The sequence below is a fragment of the Comamonas sp. 23 genome (genome assembly GCF_049601575.1).
GTDB classification, from domain to species: Bacteria; Pseudomonadota; Gammaproteobacteria; order Burkholderiales; family Burkholderiaceae_C; genus Comamonas; species Comamonas squillarum.
In genome coordinates this window covers 4,575,874-4,591,614 of the sequence record NZ_CP187127.1, presented here as the reverse complement: position 1 = coordinate 4,591,614, position 15,741 = coordinate 4,575,874, and the positions used below count along the sequence as shown (strand labels likewise).

General features: G+C 63.9%; 13 protein-coding genes. 7 read left to right on the top strand and 6 right to left on the bottom strand.

Translation table 11 applies throughout. From position 1 onward, the window contains the following. The first annotated feature begins 34 nt into the window (after positions 1-34). The 4 genes from ACPEE1_RS20700 (at position 35) to ruvB (ending at position 6,800) form a co-directional block, all read left to right on the top strand. The gene (locus ACPEE1_RS20700) at positions 35-1,507 is read left to right on the top strand and encodes a trypsin-like serine peptidase (protein ID WP_260718781.1); all 1,473 of its coding nucleotides are present in this window, start codon (positions 35-37) and stop codon (positions 1,505-1,507) included. Between the two features lie 602 nt (positions 1,508-2,109). Then, a complete protein-coding gene (locus ACPEE1_RS20695; RefSeq protein ID WP_423934728.1) occupies positions 2,110-3,573 on the top strand; it encodes a trypsin-like serine peptidase in 1,464 nt (487 codons plus the stop codon). 210 nt (positions 3,574-3,783) lie between these two features. Then, on the top strand, positions 3,784-5,682 hold the full coding sequence (locus tag ACPEE1_RS20690; protein WP_423934726.1) for a trypsin-like peptidase domain-containing protein: 1,899 nt from the start codon (positions 3,784-3,786) through the stop codon (positions 5,680-5,682). A 50-nt stretch (positions 5,683-5,732) separates the two neighbouring features. Continuing rightward, positions 5,733-6,800 (top strand): Holliday junction branch migration DNA helicase RuvB, encoded by a 1,068-nt coding sequence (gene ruvB, locus ACPEE1_RS20685; protein ID WP_116926672.1) that lies wholly within the window; start codon positions 5,733-5,735, stop codon positions 6,798-6,800. Positions 6,801-6,875: 75 nt separating this feature from the next. Here ruvB and ACPEE1_RS20680 read toward each other — a convergent pair whose 3' ends face one another. The 6 genes from ACPEE1_RS20680 to ACPEE1_RS20655 form a co-directional block, all read right to left on the bottom strand. Then, a complete protein-coding gene (locus tag ACPEE1_RS20680; RefSeq protein WP_116926671.1) occupies positions 6,876-7,832 on the bottom strand; it encodes a LysR family transcriptional regulator in 957 nt (318 codons plus the stop codon). Between the two features lie 362 nt (positions 7,833-8,194). Beyond that, a complete protein-coding gene (locus ACPEE1_RS20675; RefSeq protein WP_116926670.1) occupies positions 8,195-8,833 on the bottom strand; it encodes a histidine phosphatase family protein in 639 nt (212 codons plus the stop codon). 10 nt (positions 8,834-8,843) lie between these two features. Continuing rightward, on the bottom strand, positions 8,844-9,575 hold the full coding sequence (locus ACPEE1_RS20670) for a hypothetical protein (protein ID WP_420093975.1): 732 nt from the start codon (positions 9,573-9,575) through the stop codon (positions 8,844-8,846). 132 nt (positions 9,576-9,707) lie between these two features. Beyond that, on the bottom strand, positions 9,708-10,700 hold the full coding sequence (gene ttcA, locus ACPEE1_RS20665; RefSeq protein WP_116926668.1) for a tRNA 2-thiocytidine(32) synthetase TtcA: 993 nt from the start codon (positions 10,698-10,700) through the stop codon (positions 9,708-9,710). A 4-nt stretch (positions 10,701-10,704) separates the two neighbouring features. Beyond that, positions 10,705-11,079: a dihydroneopterin aldolase gene (locus tag ACPEE1_RS20660; RefSeq protein ID WP_116926667.1), complete on the bottom strand. Its 375-nt coding sequence runs from the start codon at positions 11,077-11,079 to the stop codon at positions 10,705-10,707. Positions 11,080-11,105: 26 nt separating this feature from the next. Beyond that, the gene (locus ACPEE1_RS20655) at positions 11,106-11,882 is read right to left on the bottom strand and encodes an SDR family oxidoreductase (RefSeq protein ID WP_182344865.1); all 777 of its coding nucleotides are present in this window, start codon (positions 11,880-11,882) and stop codon (positions 11,106-11,108) included. A 78-nt stretch (positions 11,883-11,960) separates the two neighbouring features. On the opposite strand from ACPEE1_RS20655, the gene ACPEE1_RS20650 reads away from it, so the two are divergent. The 3 genes from ACPEE1_RS20650 (at position 11,961) to ACPEE1_RS20640 (ending at position 15,740) form a co-directional block, all read left to right on the top strand. Next, on the top strand, positions 11,961-13,034 hold the full coding sequence (locus ACPEE1_RS20650) for a class I SAM-dependent methyltransferase (protein ID WP_232539515.1): 1,074 nt from the start codon (positions 11,961-11,963) through the stop codon (positions 13,032-13,034). Between the two features lie 370 nt (positions 13,035-13,404). Then, complete coding sequence (locus ACPEE1_RS20645; protein ID WP_116926666.1) at positions 13,405-14,373, top strand: TauD/TfdA dioxygenase family protein; 969 nt, start codon at positions 13,405-13,407, stop codon at positions 14,371-14,373. A gap of 245 nt (positions 14,374-14,618) precedes the next feature. Continuing rightward, positions 14,619-15,740 (top strand): ABC transporter substrate-binding protein, encoded by a 1,122-nt coding sequence (locus tag ACPEE1_RS20640; protein ID WP_116926665.1) that lies wholly within the window; start codon positions 14,619-14,621, stop codon positions 15,738-15,740. Position 15,741 lies beyond the last annotated feature (1 nt).

The window sequence follows — 15,741 nt, the reverse complement described above, 5'->3', positions numbered from 1 at the left end:
CATCTATACCAACCAACACGGAGTGGACGAATCCATGAAATATCCCAAGTATGCAGTGCCCGGTCTGTTGTGGACCACCGGCGTGGCTGCGGCCCTGGCTTTGGCGGGCTGCGGCGGCGGCTCAGGTTCCGACGACGACAACGGCAATGTGACCCAGCCCACGGCCTATGTGCTGGACTCGGTCGTGCTGCCCGCATCGGCCATCAAATCGGCCGCAGTGGCGCCTGTGTCCTTGGGCGCTGCGGTGCAGACCCGCTTTGTCGTGCTGCCCGAGCTGGAGGCGGAAAAGACCGTGGACAGCGACAACGGCCCGGCCCAGCAGATTGGCACGCAGCGCGCGGTGGCGGCCACCAGCACGGTGGGGCAGACGCAGGCGGCGCTGCAGTGGAGCACGCTGGCCAATGGCCAGCAGGTCGCGGCCATCAACATCCAATCGACCGGCGCCTATGGCTTGCGTGCTGGCGTGCTGGTGGACAGCCTGCCCGATGGCGCGCAGCTACGCGTCTACAGCCAGGAGCACCCCAATGCGATCGTCGAGCGCAGCGGTGCTGAGGTGAATGCGTTGCTGGCGCAAAACCGCAAGGCGGGTGAGACCGGTGCGGCCGCCAACACCTGGTGGACGCCCGATGTAGGCGCTGGCGACACCACGCTCGAAGTGGTGCTGCCAGCCGGTACCGGCGCCGATGCCCTGCGCATCTCGATCCCTGTGGTCTCGCACATCTACCAGAACCTGTCGCTGCCCACCGAGGCCGAGCTGGCAGACGCGGCCAAGGCCGACACTTCGGCTTCCTGCAACCTGGATGCCTCTTGTACTACCAACTACCAAACCGAGCGCAATGCGGTGGCGCGCATGGTGTTCACCCGCTCGGACGGCAAGTCCTACCTGTGTACCGGCACCTTGCTGAACAACACCAAGGGTGACTTTGCACCGTACTTCCTGACGGGCAACCACTGCATCTCGACCCAGTCCTCGGCCTCGTCGATGCAGACGTCCTGGTTCTACCGCTCGAGCAGCTGCAACTCCGGCGTACCTGGCGCCAATGCTGCACTGCGCAGTGCCGGCGCGACCTTGCTCTACGCCACCAGCAACACCGATTCGGCGCTGCTCAAGCTCAACGAAATGCCTCCTGTGGGCGTGACCTTGGCAGGCTGGGATGCGCGCACCGCCGGCCAAGTGGGCGATGCGGTCTATGGCCTGCACCACCCTGGCGGCAACCTGCTCAAGTACAGCGTGGGCGCGGTCGTGGGCTATATGAACTGCACCGCAGGCAGTGGCACTTCCATCACCTGCAGCACCGGTGACTCGAACAGCGGCTTCTACAGCGTGCGTTGGAGCCAGGGCACGACCGAAGGCGGCAGCAGCGGCTCGTCGCTGTTCCGCAATGGCCGCGTGGTCGGCAACCTCTACGGCGGCGGCGCTAGCTGCCTGGCGCCCAATGCGTCCGACTACTACGGCCGTTTTGACAAGGTGTTCAGCGACCGCATCTGGAGCTGGCTGGCCAGCTGACCGGTGCACCGCTGATTGCGGCTTTTGTGCCGCAGTCCTTCCAGCGCTGACAAACCTGCCCGTCAAACGGCAGGTTTTTTTACGTCTGGGGGAGTGGGTTCCGGCCACCGCCCTGCTGCAGTGCTGGGTCATCGCTCCGATACCGGAAAGTGTCCCGATGTCTGGAATTCATAAATACCAACGCAGGTTCACTTTGTATTCCCGGTATGCGATGTTCTGCTGAGGAAACCTGAGCTGCTGCACGATAGCGGATTTGTAAATTGCCGGCTTTTATAAAAGGATTTTAATAACACCACTCACTTTGTCAGAAAGCGAGTAAATATAGGCATTCTTTGGCTTGCTGTGCAAAATGAATGGGGTCTGGATTTTATTAATATCTAATGAAAGAAATAATAAATAAAACTAGTGGATGAGTTTCTTTTTGTGGGCATCTGGCGTAGAGGGTGTGGGAGAGATTCATCGCATTCTCGATGTTACCGGTCGATATGTGCTTTACTTTTGCAGGTGGCTGCTCACTTGATTATCTTCAAAATAAAAATGCAAACCGCAATTTGGTGATTTGCAGGCTTTTAAATAGCATTTTGACTTGGAGTGAATCCATCATGAGATACCTAAAATATGCAGTGTTCGGTCTGTTATGGACCACCGGCATGGTAGTGGCCCAGCCTACGACCTATATCCTGGACCCGGTGGTATTGCCGGAGTCAGCCACCAAATCTTCCCCTCTGGTGCCCGTGCCTTTAGGCACTCGGGTGCAAACACATTTTGTGGTGCTGCCCGAGCTGGAAATGCAACAGTCTTTGGCTGCCGAGGAGACGAGTGGCCCGGCGCTGCAGATTGGCGCCGCACGCGCCGTGGATGCCACCGCATCGGTGGCGCAAACCCAGTTGGCCATGCAGTGGACGGCGCTGCCCAGTGGGCAGCAGGTGGCCGCCATCAATATCCAGGCGACGGGTGCCTATGGCCTGCGTGCCGGTGTGCTGGTGGAGCGCCTGCCCGATGATGCGCTGCTGCGTATCTACAGCCAGGAGCATCCCGATGCGATCGTCGAGCGCAGCGGCGCGCAGATCAATGCAGTGCTGGCGCAGAACCAGGGCGCAGGAGAGAGCGGCGCGCCTGCCAGCACCTGGTGGACGCCCGATGTGGGTGCGGGTGACACCACCGTTGAAGTCGTGCTGCCCGCAGGGATGCCTGCGGAGGCATTGCGCATCTCGATCCCCCTGGTTTCGCACATCTTCTACAACCTGTCCCTGCCCACCGATGTGGAAGCGGCCACCGTGGAAGCGGCCGCCGTGGGAGCGGCTGACATGGACCTGGCAGGAACTACCCAAGCCAATCCGCTGGAGAGTTGCCGCATGAATGTGTCCTGCACCAGCAACTACCAGAGCGAGCGCAATGCCGTGGCCCAAATGGTCTACACCCGGGAGAACGGCCAGTCCTACCTGTGCACCGGCACCTTGCTGAACAACCCCAAGGCGGATTTTGTGCCTTACTTTCTGACGGCCAACCACTGTATCTCTACCCAATCGGTAGCCTCGACGCTGCAGACCCGCTGGTTCTACCACGCCAGCAGTTGCAATTCCGGCGTGCCGAGTGCCCAAAGCGCCCGGCGCAGTGCAGGTGCCACCTTGCTGCACGCCACGGCCACCACGGACTCCGCATTGCTCCGGCTCAATGACATGCCTCCGGCGGGGGTGAGCTATGCAGGCTGGGATGCCAGCAACCTGGCCCCGAAGGGCCAGGCCATCTACGGCCTGCACCATCCCGGTGGCGACCTGCTCAAGTACAGCGTGGGCGCCGTAGCGAACCATGCCCGCTGCCAGTCCACCGGCAGCTCCACCTTCAGCTGCAGCGGGGGAGATGCGAACGGTGGCTTCTACAGCGTCAGCTGGAGCCAGGGGAGGACCGAGGGCGGCAGCAGCGGATCGGCGCTGTTCAATGATGGCCGGGTCATTGGCACCTTGTATGGCGGCTCCAGCCGCTGCCAGGCGCCACGGGGCCTGAGCTACTACGGCCGCTTTGACAAGTTTTTTGCAGACGGTGCCTCGCACTGGCTGGGCAACTGATCGCTCACAGCCGGATCGGCAGCCGCACAGCCGCCGCCCTCGCAGGGCCTGTTCGCAGGCCCTTTTCTTTGCCCAGTTAACCAATGTTTTGTATTTGTACTAGTCGATAAGCTTGCTTGATGTGAGTGCTTGCTCTAGATTGCCTGTATCCGGTCAGTAGTTTGTGTTGATCGGCGGCGCTTTTCTTGTTGCAACCGCGAGGAGTCCATCATGTCTTGTCGCACTGTGTCCAGCTGGAGTTCGGCGCTTGGTGGTGATGGGCTGCGTTGGGTCACCACGCTCATCGTGGCTGGCAGCTGTGGTTGGGCCCAGGCCAGTTGGCAGGTCGATGCACGCAGGATGCCGGCCAGCCCCAGCACTGTGGAGGCCAAGGATGCGGTAGGGCTCTCGGCGATGGCTGTTGTGCCCATCGTGCTGCCGCCCTGGCAGGACAGCAAGGCACTGGCCCCCGATGAGGGCGGCGTCCGCCAGATTGGCGTAGCGCGCGCTTTGGAGGCCATGGACACTGCCGACAAAGTGGCCCCTCTGTTGCAATGGCAGACCCTGCCCTCGGGCCAGCAGGTGGCCGCCTTGCAATGGCGGGCGGACGATGCCTATGGACTGCGCCTGGGCCTGGAGTTTGCTGCCTTGCCGCCGGTGGCGGTGTTCCGGCTCTATGCATCGCCTCAAGCCGCTGCCAGCTACGAAGTGACCGGTGCTGCACTGCTTGAGCGCCTGGCTGCCGATGCGCAGACGGGCCAGCGCACCTGGTGGACGCCCGATGTGGGGCCCACGCCCGTGCTGGAGATCCTGCTGCCCGCAGCGCTGGCGACCAGCAGTCTGCAATGGTCCATGCCCCAGCTCTCGCAGATCGTCGTGCCGCCCAGTGTGGCGGAGCCCATGAAGGCGGCGGACATGGCTGCATTGTCTGAAAAGCGCCGTTATAACGCTTGCCAGCTGGATGTGAATTGTCAGCAGACCTTGCTGGACCAGCGTGATGCCGTCATCCGCATGTTCTATGTGAGCCAGGGCCGTACTTTCCAGTGCACCGGAACCCTCCTCAATAACGCACGCCAGGATCTCACCCCCTATGTGTTGACGGCTGCGCATTGTGTGAAAGACCAAGCGACGGCATCGACGTTGCAAACGTCCTGGTTTTACTACTCGCAGTATTGCGACAGCGCGCAACTGTATGCCGGCCATGCGGAGCGCTTCAGTGCGGCGCGCTGGCTGGCAACGAGCATGGCGACTGATATGACGCTGCTGCTGCTGGATGAGGCGCCTCCGCCGGGAGCCTTGTTTGCAGGCTGGGATGCGGGCGCACTGCCTCCGGGCGGGGCGGTGGCCGGTCTGCACCATCCGCACGGGGACCTGATGATGCTCGCCTCTGGCGTGTTGGAAGATCGCACAGCCTGCTCGGTCGATGCCAGCAGCCGCGCCTTGGATTGTGCGCCGCAAACGCAATCCGATGGTGGCTTTTACCGGGTCATCTGGAGCCTAGGAGGGATCGAAGGAGGCTCCAGCGGATCGGCATTGTTTTTCAGGGGGCGTGTCGCCGGGACCTTGACCGGGGGAGACCAGTGGTGTGCCGCCAAGGATGGCCGCGTCGTCTATGGCCGGCTGGACCAGGCGATCGCCAGCTTTGCGGCTTGGCTGGGGGCCGACAAGGCGATGAACAGCGATATGCACATGCCCGTCTACCGCTTCCTGGTGCTGCGCTCGGGCGGGGAGTTTTATACCTTGTCTGCCACTGAGCGTGACCATGTGATCGCGAGCTTCCCCAACGACCTGGTCTTTGACGGCATTGCGTTCTATGCCGCAGGCCGCGCACATGCCCGCCTGGTGCCCGTCCACCGCTATTTCAACCCCGAGGTCGTCGCCCATTTCTACACGGCCAGCGATGCCGAGCGGCAGTTTGTGCAGACCTACCACCCCAGCTGGAACTACGACGGCATTGCCTGGTGGTCGCCCGCGCAGCCCGGTGACGGGGTGGGCGCCGTCTACCGAGCCTACCAGTATGTGCCGGGGGTGCACCACTACAGCCTGCAAGTCCAGGCGCGCGATGCCTGGCTGGCCAATGCGGGGCTTTTGTATGACGGACTGGCTTATTATGTGTGGGATGCGCCTTAGAGATCCCCGGGATGCGCTGCACACCTCCCTGGCCATGCCTGCACTGATCCATGACTATCCATACCGATTCCTTCGCCGCTGCGCCAGTCCCCCGTCCTGACAACCGCGTGATTTCCGCCAGCCAGTCCTCGCCACAGGAGGAGGTGCTCGAGCGCGCGCTGCGCCCCAAGCAGCTCCAGGAGTATGTGGGCCAGGTCAAGGCGCGCGAGCAGCTGGAGATCTTCATTGGCGCGGCCAAAAAGCGCAGCGAGGCTCTGGACCATGTGCTGCTGTTTGGTCCCCCCGGGCTGGGCAAAACGACGCTCTCGCACATCATCGCCTCGGAGTTGGGCGTGAATCTGCGCCAGACCAGCGGTCCGGTGCTGGAAAAGCCCAAGGACCTGGCGGCACTGCTGACCAATCTGGAGCGCAACGATGTGCTCTTCATCGACGAGATCCACCGCCTCTCGCCGGTGGTCGAGGAAATCCTCTACCCGGCGCTGGAGGACTACCAAATCGACATCATGATCGGCGAGGGCCCGGCGGCAAGGTCCATCAAGCTGGATTTGCAGCCCTTCACGCTGGTGGGGGCCACCACGCGCGCGGGCATGCTCACCAACCCGCTGCGCGACCGCTTTGGCATCGTCGCGCGCCTGGAGTTCTACACGACCGAAGAGCTGACCAAGATCGTGATGCGCAGTGCAGGTCTGTTGAACACGCCCATCGATGATGAAGGCGGGCTGGAGATTGCACGCCGCTCACGCGGCACGCCCCGTATTGCCAACCGCTTGCTGCGCCGGGTGCGCGATTACGCCGATGTCAAAGGCAATGGCCGCATCACGCAGGAGATGGCCAGCCGCGCGCTGGCGATGCTGGATGTCGATCCCCTCGGCTTTGACATCATGGACCGCAAGCTGCTCGAGGCGGTGGTGCACCGCTTTGATGGCGGGCCGGTGGGGCTGGACAATATTGCCGCCAGCATTGGCGAGGAGCCCGGCACGATCGAGGATGTGATCGAGCCGTACCTGATCCAACAGGGATTTTTGCAGCGCACGCCGCGCGGCCGGATGGCCACCCAGGCGGCCTACCGCCACTTGGGCCTGGTGGGCGGTGGGCCTGGGCAGGCGGCATTGGTGTAAAACGTAAAGCCCCATCGCTGGGGCTTGAGAGTTTGGTGCCAGACAGGTGCGCGTGGCCCCCCGCGTGGCTCCCATTCAAGCGGCCTTGGCGGCGCGCTTGGTGGGCGGCGATTCGTTGCCCATGTTCTCGCACAGGTAGTCCCAGCATTCCTGCACGATGGCGCGGCGGCTGCCATTGGCCGCGCGCGTCATCAGGCAGATGCGGCGCGACAGCAACGGGCCTTTGAGCGGCACGGTCACCCAGTCATCGCTGTGGTGGCCCTGTGTGTACAGGCGCGAGAGCAGACCGATGCGCAGGCCGCTTTGCACCAGCGCGTAGAGCGATTCGGTATAGCTCAGCGTCTCGGTGTGGCTGGTGCCCACGCCTTGCTGCTCCAGCACCGAGACAATCATCTCGTAGGTGCTGCCGCGCGAGAGCACGACCAGCGGTTCATCGCTGAGGTCCGACCATCGCAGATCGGTCTTTTGTGCCAGGCGGTGCTTGGCGGGGATGACGGCCATGACCTCGTCCTCGGTCACGAACTGCGTCTCCACCGACGGGGGCACGGTGAACTCCAGGCCCAGGCCGATGTCCGAGCTGCCGTTGGCCACCGAGGCCAGCAGGTCGTCATTGCGCATGTCGTGCAGCTGCAGGTCCACCATCGGGTGGGACTGCTGCCAGAGGGCGAGCCACGGCGCCAGCAGGTGGGTGGTGGAGGGGATGCAGCTGATGCGCACGGTGTCGGCCTGGTATTTGAGCAACTGCTGCAGATCCTGCACGCCTTGCACAAAGTTGTTGATCATCCATTCCACCTGCGGGCGCACGGCTTCGCCGGCCGATGTCAGGCGGACATGGTGCGTGCTGCGGTCAAACAAGGCGGTGCCCAGCAGCGTCTCCAGCTCACGGATGGCCGAAGACAGTGCGGGCTGGCTCATGGACAGCGCCTGCGCGGCACGGCTGAAGCTGCGGTGCGTGGCCACTTCCTTGAAGCAGCTGAGCTGGCGCAGCGACGGCGTCGGCAGGGGTTTTCGGGTCAGCTCGGCGTCTGGCATATAACGGTCAATACCTTTTTAGTAATCAAACAGAGGAGTCATTGAACTCGTCTATAGATGGTCTCACTACTATCAATAATGATCAAGCAATTAGTGAATTCTAAAAGTAATTAAATGTCACTTGATCGCGAGGGGTCGGAGTGAACGCTGACATACCTTGGTATTTTATCGGCTCTATGAGGCATTGCGTTTCATTTGTTTGTGTCATCGCAGCGGGCCCAGGGCGACATTGGTGGGGCGGGCAGACGGGGACCTGCACGGCCCAGGCGGCGCCACGGGGCTGATGCAAAAAAGTCACAAAAAGTGGAGAGAACAGGCTGAACGAGGCTGACTACTGGATGGAGGGCCGCTGACCGCCGCTGTTAGATGGTTTCGTCCAGCCCGATGGTCTGCAGGTGGCTGGTGTCGCCCCAGCCCACCAGGGTCAGGCCGCTGTCCGGCGTCCACAGCAGCCGGTTGACGCTGGTATTGGCCAACTCCCAGGTGCGGGGGGCCTGTATGTCCTGGCGCGTGGCCAGGCGGTAGAGGCAGTCGAGCACGCCGCCATGGGCTACCAGCGCGATCTGCTGGCCCAGGTGGTTGGCGGCCAGTTCGGCCACCACTTGGGATACGCGCGCCTGCAGCGTCTGCAGTGACTCGCCCTGGGGCGGGGCAAAGACCGGGTCACGCTTGCGCCAGCGCAGGGCCGAGGGCGGGTCTGACACCTCGATGTCGGCAAAGCGGGAGCCTTCATAGTCGCCAAAGCTGCGCTCGCGCAAGGCACTGTGGGTGGCGAGCGGCGCGCCATTGGCCAGCGCCAGCGCCTGGGCGGTGCGCAGCGCGCGCTGCAGATCACTGCTGTAGATATGGGCCAGCGGGGTCTCGGCCAGCGCCTGGGCCAGTTGCCGGGCCTGACGCTCGCCGGTGGCGTTCAGCGGTATATCGGTATGTCCCTGGATGCGTGCGGCAAGATTCCAATCGGTCTCCCCGTGTCGAATGGCAATGATCTGGGTGCTGTGCATGCGTTCCTTGTTATTGGGGTTTGGCGGCGGGCGTAGCGGGACTGACAGTGGCAGGTGCAGCGGTTGCAGCTGGAGTGGATGCGGGCTGGGCAGCGGCGGGCGCACCGACCGTGGTGCTGACGCGGCGCGGGCCTTGCGGCGGCTTGGGAAACCCGTTGAGTGCCGAGTCGAACAAGATGCGGTAGATCACCTGGTCATCGACCCAGACATCCTCGTAGCGGGCCGAGGTCTCATAGACCACCTGCTGGGTCTGGACATCGCGCAAGGTCAACTGCACGGCGCGGTAGTGCAGCGAGGGGCCGGTGTCGCGCCAGGCGATGCCACCGCGCCAGCCCCAACCCCAGCCGGGTCCCCAGCCCAAACCGCCATAGGGGTTATAGGGGCTGCCGGGCAGCAGCCAGCTGTCGGGAATGTAACGAGCTTGTACGTCGATCTGCGCGATCACGCTGCCCTGGCTATCGTCGCGGCGCAGACCCACACCGGCCAAGGATGCCTGGGCCTGTTGCACGACGGTATCAAATTGTGGACCCATTGCGACCTGGGAGGGGAGCAACTGCAGCCGGTAGGTGGGTGGCGCAGGTATTTGCTGCAAGGTGGAGTAGCTTTGCACATCGCTGTCGATGGTGCGCACGCCGGCGCAACCGGCCAGCCAGAGGCTGGCGCAGGCCAGCGCGGCCATGCCGGCGATGCGACGCCACTGGGGCATGCCAGGCAGGGCTGCCCGGTCAAAAGAACGATACATGGTGCCGTCTCCCGAAAAAAAAGCGCTGCGCCATAAGGACACAGCGCATGCGCTCAACGATAAACGCTTGGAGCGGCAGCGGCTGTCAGTCAGGGGCGACAAGCAGGGCTGCATGGCTCAAGCAAACGTGGATCAGCCCAATTGCACCACCTGCATGCCCGCGGGCAGCGAGGGGTTGCTGGGCAGGTCATCGTGGTCAAAGGCCTTGTCACCGTTTTCGTCGGCAATGCCGGTGGGCTTGGCGTTCTGGAAGTCGAACAGCTTGGGGTCAGCCAGGTGGGTGGGCACCACATGCTGCAGCGCGCGGAACATGTTGTTCACGCGGCCGGGGTGCTTGCGGTCCCACTCGCGCAGCATGTCACCAATCATCTGGCGCTGCAGGTTTTCCTGGCTGCCGCAGAGGTTGCAGGGGATGATGGGGAAGTCGCGGTACTGGGCCCAGCGCTCGGTGTCCTTCTCGGGCACATAGGCCAGCGGGCGGATTACCACATGCTTGCCGTCGTCACTGACCAGCTTCGGGGGCATGGCCTTCATGATGCCGCCGTGGAACATGTTGAGCATCAAGGTCTGCACGATGTCATCGCGGTGGTGGCCCAGCGCCACCTTGTTGCAGCCCAGCTGGTCGGCCACCTTGTACAAAATGGCGCGGCGCAGGCGCGAGCACAGACCGCAGGTGGTCTTGCCCTCGGGCACCACACGCTTGACGACGCTGTAGGTGTCCTGGTTCTCGATGTGGAAGTCGACCCCCACGCTTTGCAGGTACTCGGGCAGCACATGCTCGGGAAAGCCGGGCTGCTTCTGGTCCAGGTTCACGGCCACCAGGTCGAACTTGATGGGCGCGCGGGCGCGCAGCTTCATCAGGATGTCGAGCAGGGTGTAGCTGTCCTTGCCGCCGGACATGCAGACCATCACCTTGTCGCCGTCCTCGATCATGTTGTAGTCGCCAATGGCGCGCGCCACCTCACGGCACAGGCGCTTTTCCAGCTTGTGGTTCTCGCGCTGGATCTTCAGGCGCTTTTCGTTGGAGGCCGATGCCTGCGCATCGTCGCTGGCGTCGTCAAAGTCCCATCCGTTCGCGGCGGCGGGCTGGGGCTGGAGGAGTGCGGTATCGGTGGGGGCGTTCATAGGTTCACCATTGTCCGGTTTCGGTGCGGATTGCAACTTCGCAATCGTCAAAAATCTCTAGCTTGGCGATCTTCACGCGAACGCCACGCACATTGGGCAACTGCATCAGCCGCTGGGCGACCTTGCCGATCAGGGTCTCGAGCAGGTTGACGTGCTCTGCCGTGCATTCATCGATGATGATCTGGCGCACCTTGCGGTAATCCAGCACATGCATGATGTCGTCATCACTGGGCGCCAGGGGCTGCTGGCCCATGTTGATTTCCGCATCCACCAAGATGGGTTGCGGCGCAGTCTTCTCGTGGGCGAGGATGCCTAAATTGGCATCAAAACGCAGGCCCGTCAAGCTCAGGGTTTGCAACCCGGTGTCAAATGTCGTCATAAAAACAGCAAGGCAGCGAAGAATCGCTACATCATCGAAAAATCGCGGTCAAACCGCATCAGGTGCTGGCCGCCGTCCACCAGCAGGCTGGTGCCTGTGATGGAGCTGTTGTCCAGCGCAAAGCGCACCGTGGCGGCCACATCGTCTGCGGTGGACGAGCGCCCCAGCGGGCTCATGCGGTGCAGGGCCTCGAACTTCTCGTCGCTCAGGTAGTCGCTGGTCAGGGTCAAACCCGGCGCCACACCGACCACCCGCAGACGCGGCGCCAGCGCCTGGGCCAGCAAGGTGTTGGCCGCTTCCAGCGCCGCCTTGCTCAAGGTGTAGCTGACAAAGTCGGGGTTCATGTTCCACAGCTTCTGGTCGAGCAGGTTCACCACCACGCCCTGGGCCGGGTCGCCCCGCTGGCAGATATGCTGGTGCAGCAGCTGGGCCAGCACAATGGGCGCGGCCGTGTTGCTGCGCAGGTGGCGCTCCAGCGCGGCATAGCCAAAGTCGGCGGCGCCGTCGTGCTCGAACAGCGAGGCGCTGTTGACCACCGCATCGACCTGGCCGAAATGGGCCACCACCCGGGGCAGCAAACCGCGCACCGCAGCCTCGTCGTCGAAATCGGCGTCAAAATGGCCGCTCAGGCCCGACATCGCGGCGCACTCGGCGGCGGTCTGCGCGGCCTCGGCGGCCGAGCCCCGGTAGTGCACCGCCACCTGCCAGCCATGGCGGGCCAGCCCAAGCGCAATCACCCGGCCCAGGCGCTTGGCAGCGCCGGTGACCAGTACGGTGCGTGGGGTCGAAGAAGGCAGGGGCATGGCAAGCGCTCAGCAAGCGGCGACAATAGGGGGGTGAATACAGAACCCTCTAGTTTAACGACTGTGCTGGCCAAGCGCATGGCTGAGGCTATTGCCCAGGCCGGCGGTTGGATCCCGTTTGATGACTTCATGCGCATGGCGCTGTACGAGCCCGGCCTGGGCTACTACGCCAATGACCGCAGCAAGTTTGGCGTCATGCCCGAAGAGGGCAGCGACTTTGTCACCGCGCCCGAGCTCTCGCCGGTGTTTGGTGAACTGGTCGCCGCCCAGGTGCAGGATGCCTTTGCCCACACCCAGACCAGCGAGGTCTGGGAGTTTGGCGCCGGCACCGGCGCCCTGGCCGAGCAGCTGCTTTCCACCCTGGGCCCCGCCTGCACGCGCTACACGATTGTCGATGTCTCGGGCAGCCTGCGCCTGCGCCAGCAAGAGCGCCTGGCCCGCTTTGGCGACCAGGTGCAGTGGGCCGACAGCCTGCCCGCGCAGATGCAGGGGGTGGTCGTCGGCAACGAGGTGCTTGACGCCATGCCGGTCAAGCTTGTGCTGCGCCAGCAGGGTGTGTGGCAGGAGCGCGGCGTGGTGGTGGCCAGGGCCGATGGCGGCGACATCCGCTTTGGCTGGGCCGAGCGCCCGACCCCATTGCGCCCGCCGGTGGAGCCGGACCTACCGCTCGAGGCCGAGTACCTGACCGAGATCCACCCGCAGGGCGAAGCCTTTGTCGCGACGCTGGCCGACCGCATCACGCGCGGCGCGGTGCTGCTGATCGACTATGGCTTTGGCGAATCCGAGTACTACCACCCGCAGCGCCACATGGGCACCCTGGTCTGCCACCATCTGCACCAGGTCGACAGCGACCCACTGGTGCTGGTGGGGCTGAAAGACATCACCGCGCATGTGAACTTCACTGGCATTGCCGTGGCCGCGCAGGAAGCCGGCATGGATGTGCTGGGCTACACCAGCCAGGCCCATTTCCTGATCAACTGCGGCCTGGGTGCCAAGCTGGACCAGCTCGAAGTGATTGCCCGCAGCAAGGCGGCCAAGCTGATGATGGAGCATGAGATGGGCGAGTTTTTCAAGGCCATCCTGCTGAGCAAGGGCGTGGCTGTCTGGGAGCCAGCCGGCTTCGTACAGGGTGACCGCATGCACCGGCTGTAGGCTCCGTCGCGGGCGACAGATGCGCAGTGGGCACAAGGCGGGCGCAAGGGGTGCGCAGTGTGGCGTGGGCTGAACCGGCCCGGCTGGGCCGACAAAAGATGGCTGCCGGTGCCAAGCCCTGACACATGCCCGCCGCCCGGTGCGTCCGATCTGGTCGCGCCCGGCACGGGGCATGCAGGCTGGCTTGTGCTGCACCGACAGACTGCCATCATGGCTGCGCTGCATGACGGCCTGATGACAGCGCAACAACACAGCAGCGCCGTAGCGCCCTTCATCGGTTTGCGCATAAAGATACGCGTTTTCATTCGTTTTCTGATTGCAGCGCGCCTTCTACAGTGGGCCTATCACTGGTCCGCCAAGGAAAGCTGCCATGTCCGCGCTGTTCGATGTTCTGACTGCCCACCCGTTCTTCTTCCGCCGCCCGGTGCCCGACAGCGCCAGCCCGGTGGGCAGCGGCGCGGGCACCGCGCAGGCCTTCAGCCTGCGCCCCATCCAGCAGCCCGCTGGCGCCCAGACCCGCCTGGGAGTGGAGGTGGTAGGCCTGGACCTGTCCCGCCCGCTGGGCCCGGACGACTTTGCCCGGCTGCAGCAGGCGCACCAGGACCACAGCGTCGTGGTCTACCGCAACCAGCGCATCAGCCCGGCCGAGCAGATTGCCTTCAGCCGCCGCTTTGGGCCGCTGCAGCGCCATGTGCTGCGCAACTACCAGTTGCCGGGCCATGACGAGATCCTGATCGTCTCCAACATCATCGAAAACGGCCAGCCCGTGGGCTTGGGCGACGCCGGGGCCTACTGGCACTCCGACCTGTCCTACAAGCCCCAGCCTGCGATGGGGTCGCTGTTGCATGCGCAAGAGCTGCCCGAGGTCGGTGGTGACACCTTGTTTGCCGACCAGGTCGCGGCCTACGAGGCGCTGCCCTATACCCTCAAGCAGCAGCTGGTGGGCTTGCTGGCCGAACACAGCTATTTGCTCAAATATGAGGCACTGCGCGAGCGCAATGCCTTCCGCCCTGCGCTCACTGCTGCGCAGGTGGCCGAGGTCAAGCCCGCCGTACACCCGGTGGTGCGCACCGATCCGCAGACTGGCCGCAAGTCCTTGTTTGTCAGCGAGCATTTCACTACCCGCATCCTGGGCCTGCCCGAGGGCCGCTCGGCCGCGCTGCTGGCCGAGCTGTTTGCCCACAGCACCCAGCCGCAGTTTGTCTACCGCCACCACTGGCGTGACCGGGATATGGTGTTCTGGGACAACCGCGCGGTGCTGCACCTGGCCACCGGCGTGCCGGCCGGCCAGCGCCGCAAGCTCTACCGCACCACGATCGAAGGGGATGTTCCGGTATGAACGCCCCCTCCCAAACCTTGCGCGCGACCGGGCTGCCCGGCCCGCAACGCCACCAACCGCTGTTTCTGCTGTCGCTGCGCCTGGCCGCCGCCTGTTGTTGATCGCCAGCGCCCGCCATTGCGGCGGCGCTGCCCGCTCCTGACAACGGCGATTGACGCCCATCACCAGTGCCTGCCCACCCGCTCCCACAGCGCGGTGGTGCTGCGCTGCGGCCAAACGATTCCAGCCATACCTCTTGACGCACTATGAACATCCGCAATCCTTGGGCGCTGCGCAGCCAGCCGCCCGGCAAACAGTCCACCACATCTTCCAGTCGTCCCGCTGCCGCCGCCCATGGCGCCAGCCTCGGCTCTGCCAGCAAGCATGCGGCAGCCGTGCTGGCCGCCACCGCTGCGCTCTGGGGCGTGGCTTTAGGCGGCGCGCAGGCGGCCGAAGGCCAGCTGCGCATTGCGCAGCAGTACGGCATCGTCTATCTGCTGCTCAATGTGGCGCAGGACCAGCAGTTCATCGAAAAGCAGGGCAAGGCCCAGGGGGTGGACATCAAGGTCAGCTACCTGCAGTTCTCCGGCGGCCCGGCGGTCAACGATGCGCTGCTCTCGGGCAATGTCGATATTGGCGGCGCCGGCGTTGCGCCGCTCTTTACGCTCTGGGACCGCACCAAGGGCAAGCAGAACGTCAAGGGCGTGGCGTCGCTGGGCAACTTCCCCTACTACCTGGTCAGCAACAACCCGCAGGTCAAGACGATTGCCGACTTCAGCGACAAGGACCGCATTGCCACGCCGGCCGTCGGCGTCTCGGTGCAGTCGCGCGTGCTGCAGTATGCCTCGGCCAAGCTCTGGGGCGAGCAGCACTACCAGCGGCTTGACAAGCTGCAGGTGGCCTTGCCGCACCCCGATGCGGCAGCGGCCATCCTCAAGGGCGGCACCGAGATTACCGCGCACTTTGGCAACCCGCCGTTCCAGGAGGTGGAGCTGGCTGGCAACCCCAATGCGCGCATTGTGCTCAACAGCTATGAGGTGCTGGGTGGGCCGGCCTCGTCCACCGTGCTCTACGCCACCGAGAAGTTCCGCCAGGAAAGCCCCAAGACCTACCGGGCCTTCCTCGATGCGCTCGATGAATCGGCCCGCTTCGTGCAGGCCAACCCCGAGCAGGCGGCCGATATTTTTTTGAAGAGCGGTGGCGGCGGCAAGGTCGATCGCAACCTGATCCTGCAGATCATCAAGAACCCGCAGGTGCAGTTCACGATCCAGCCGCAGAACACCGTGGGCCTGGGCCAGTTCCTGCAGCGGGTGGGGGTGATCAAGACCAAGCCCGAATCGGTGCGCGACTATTTCTTTGACGACCCGCGCATCTCCGGGGGGAGCTGAG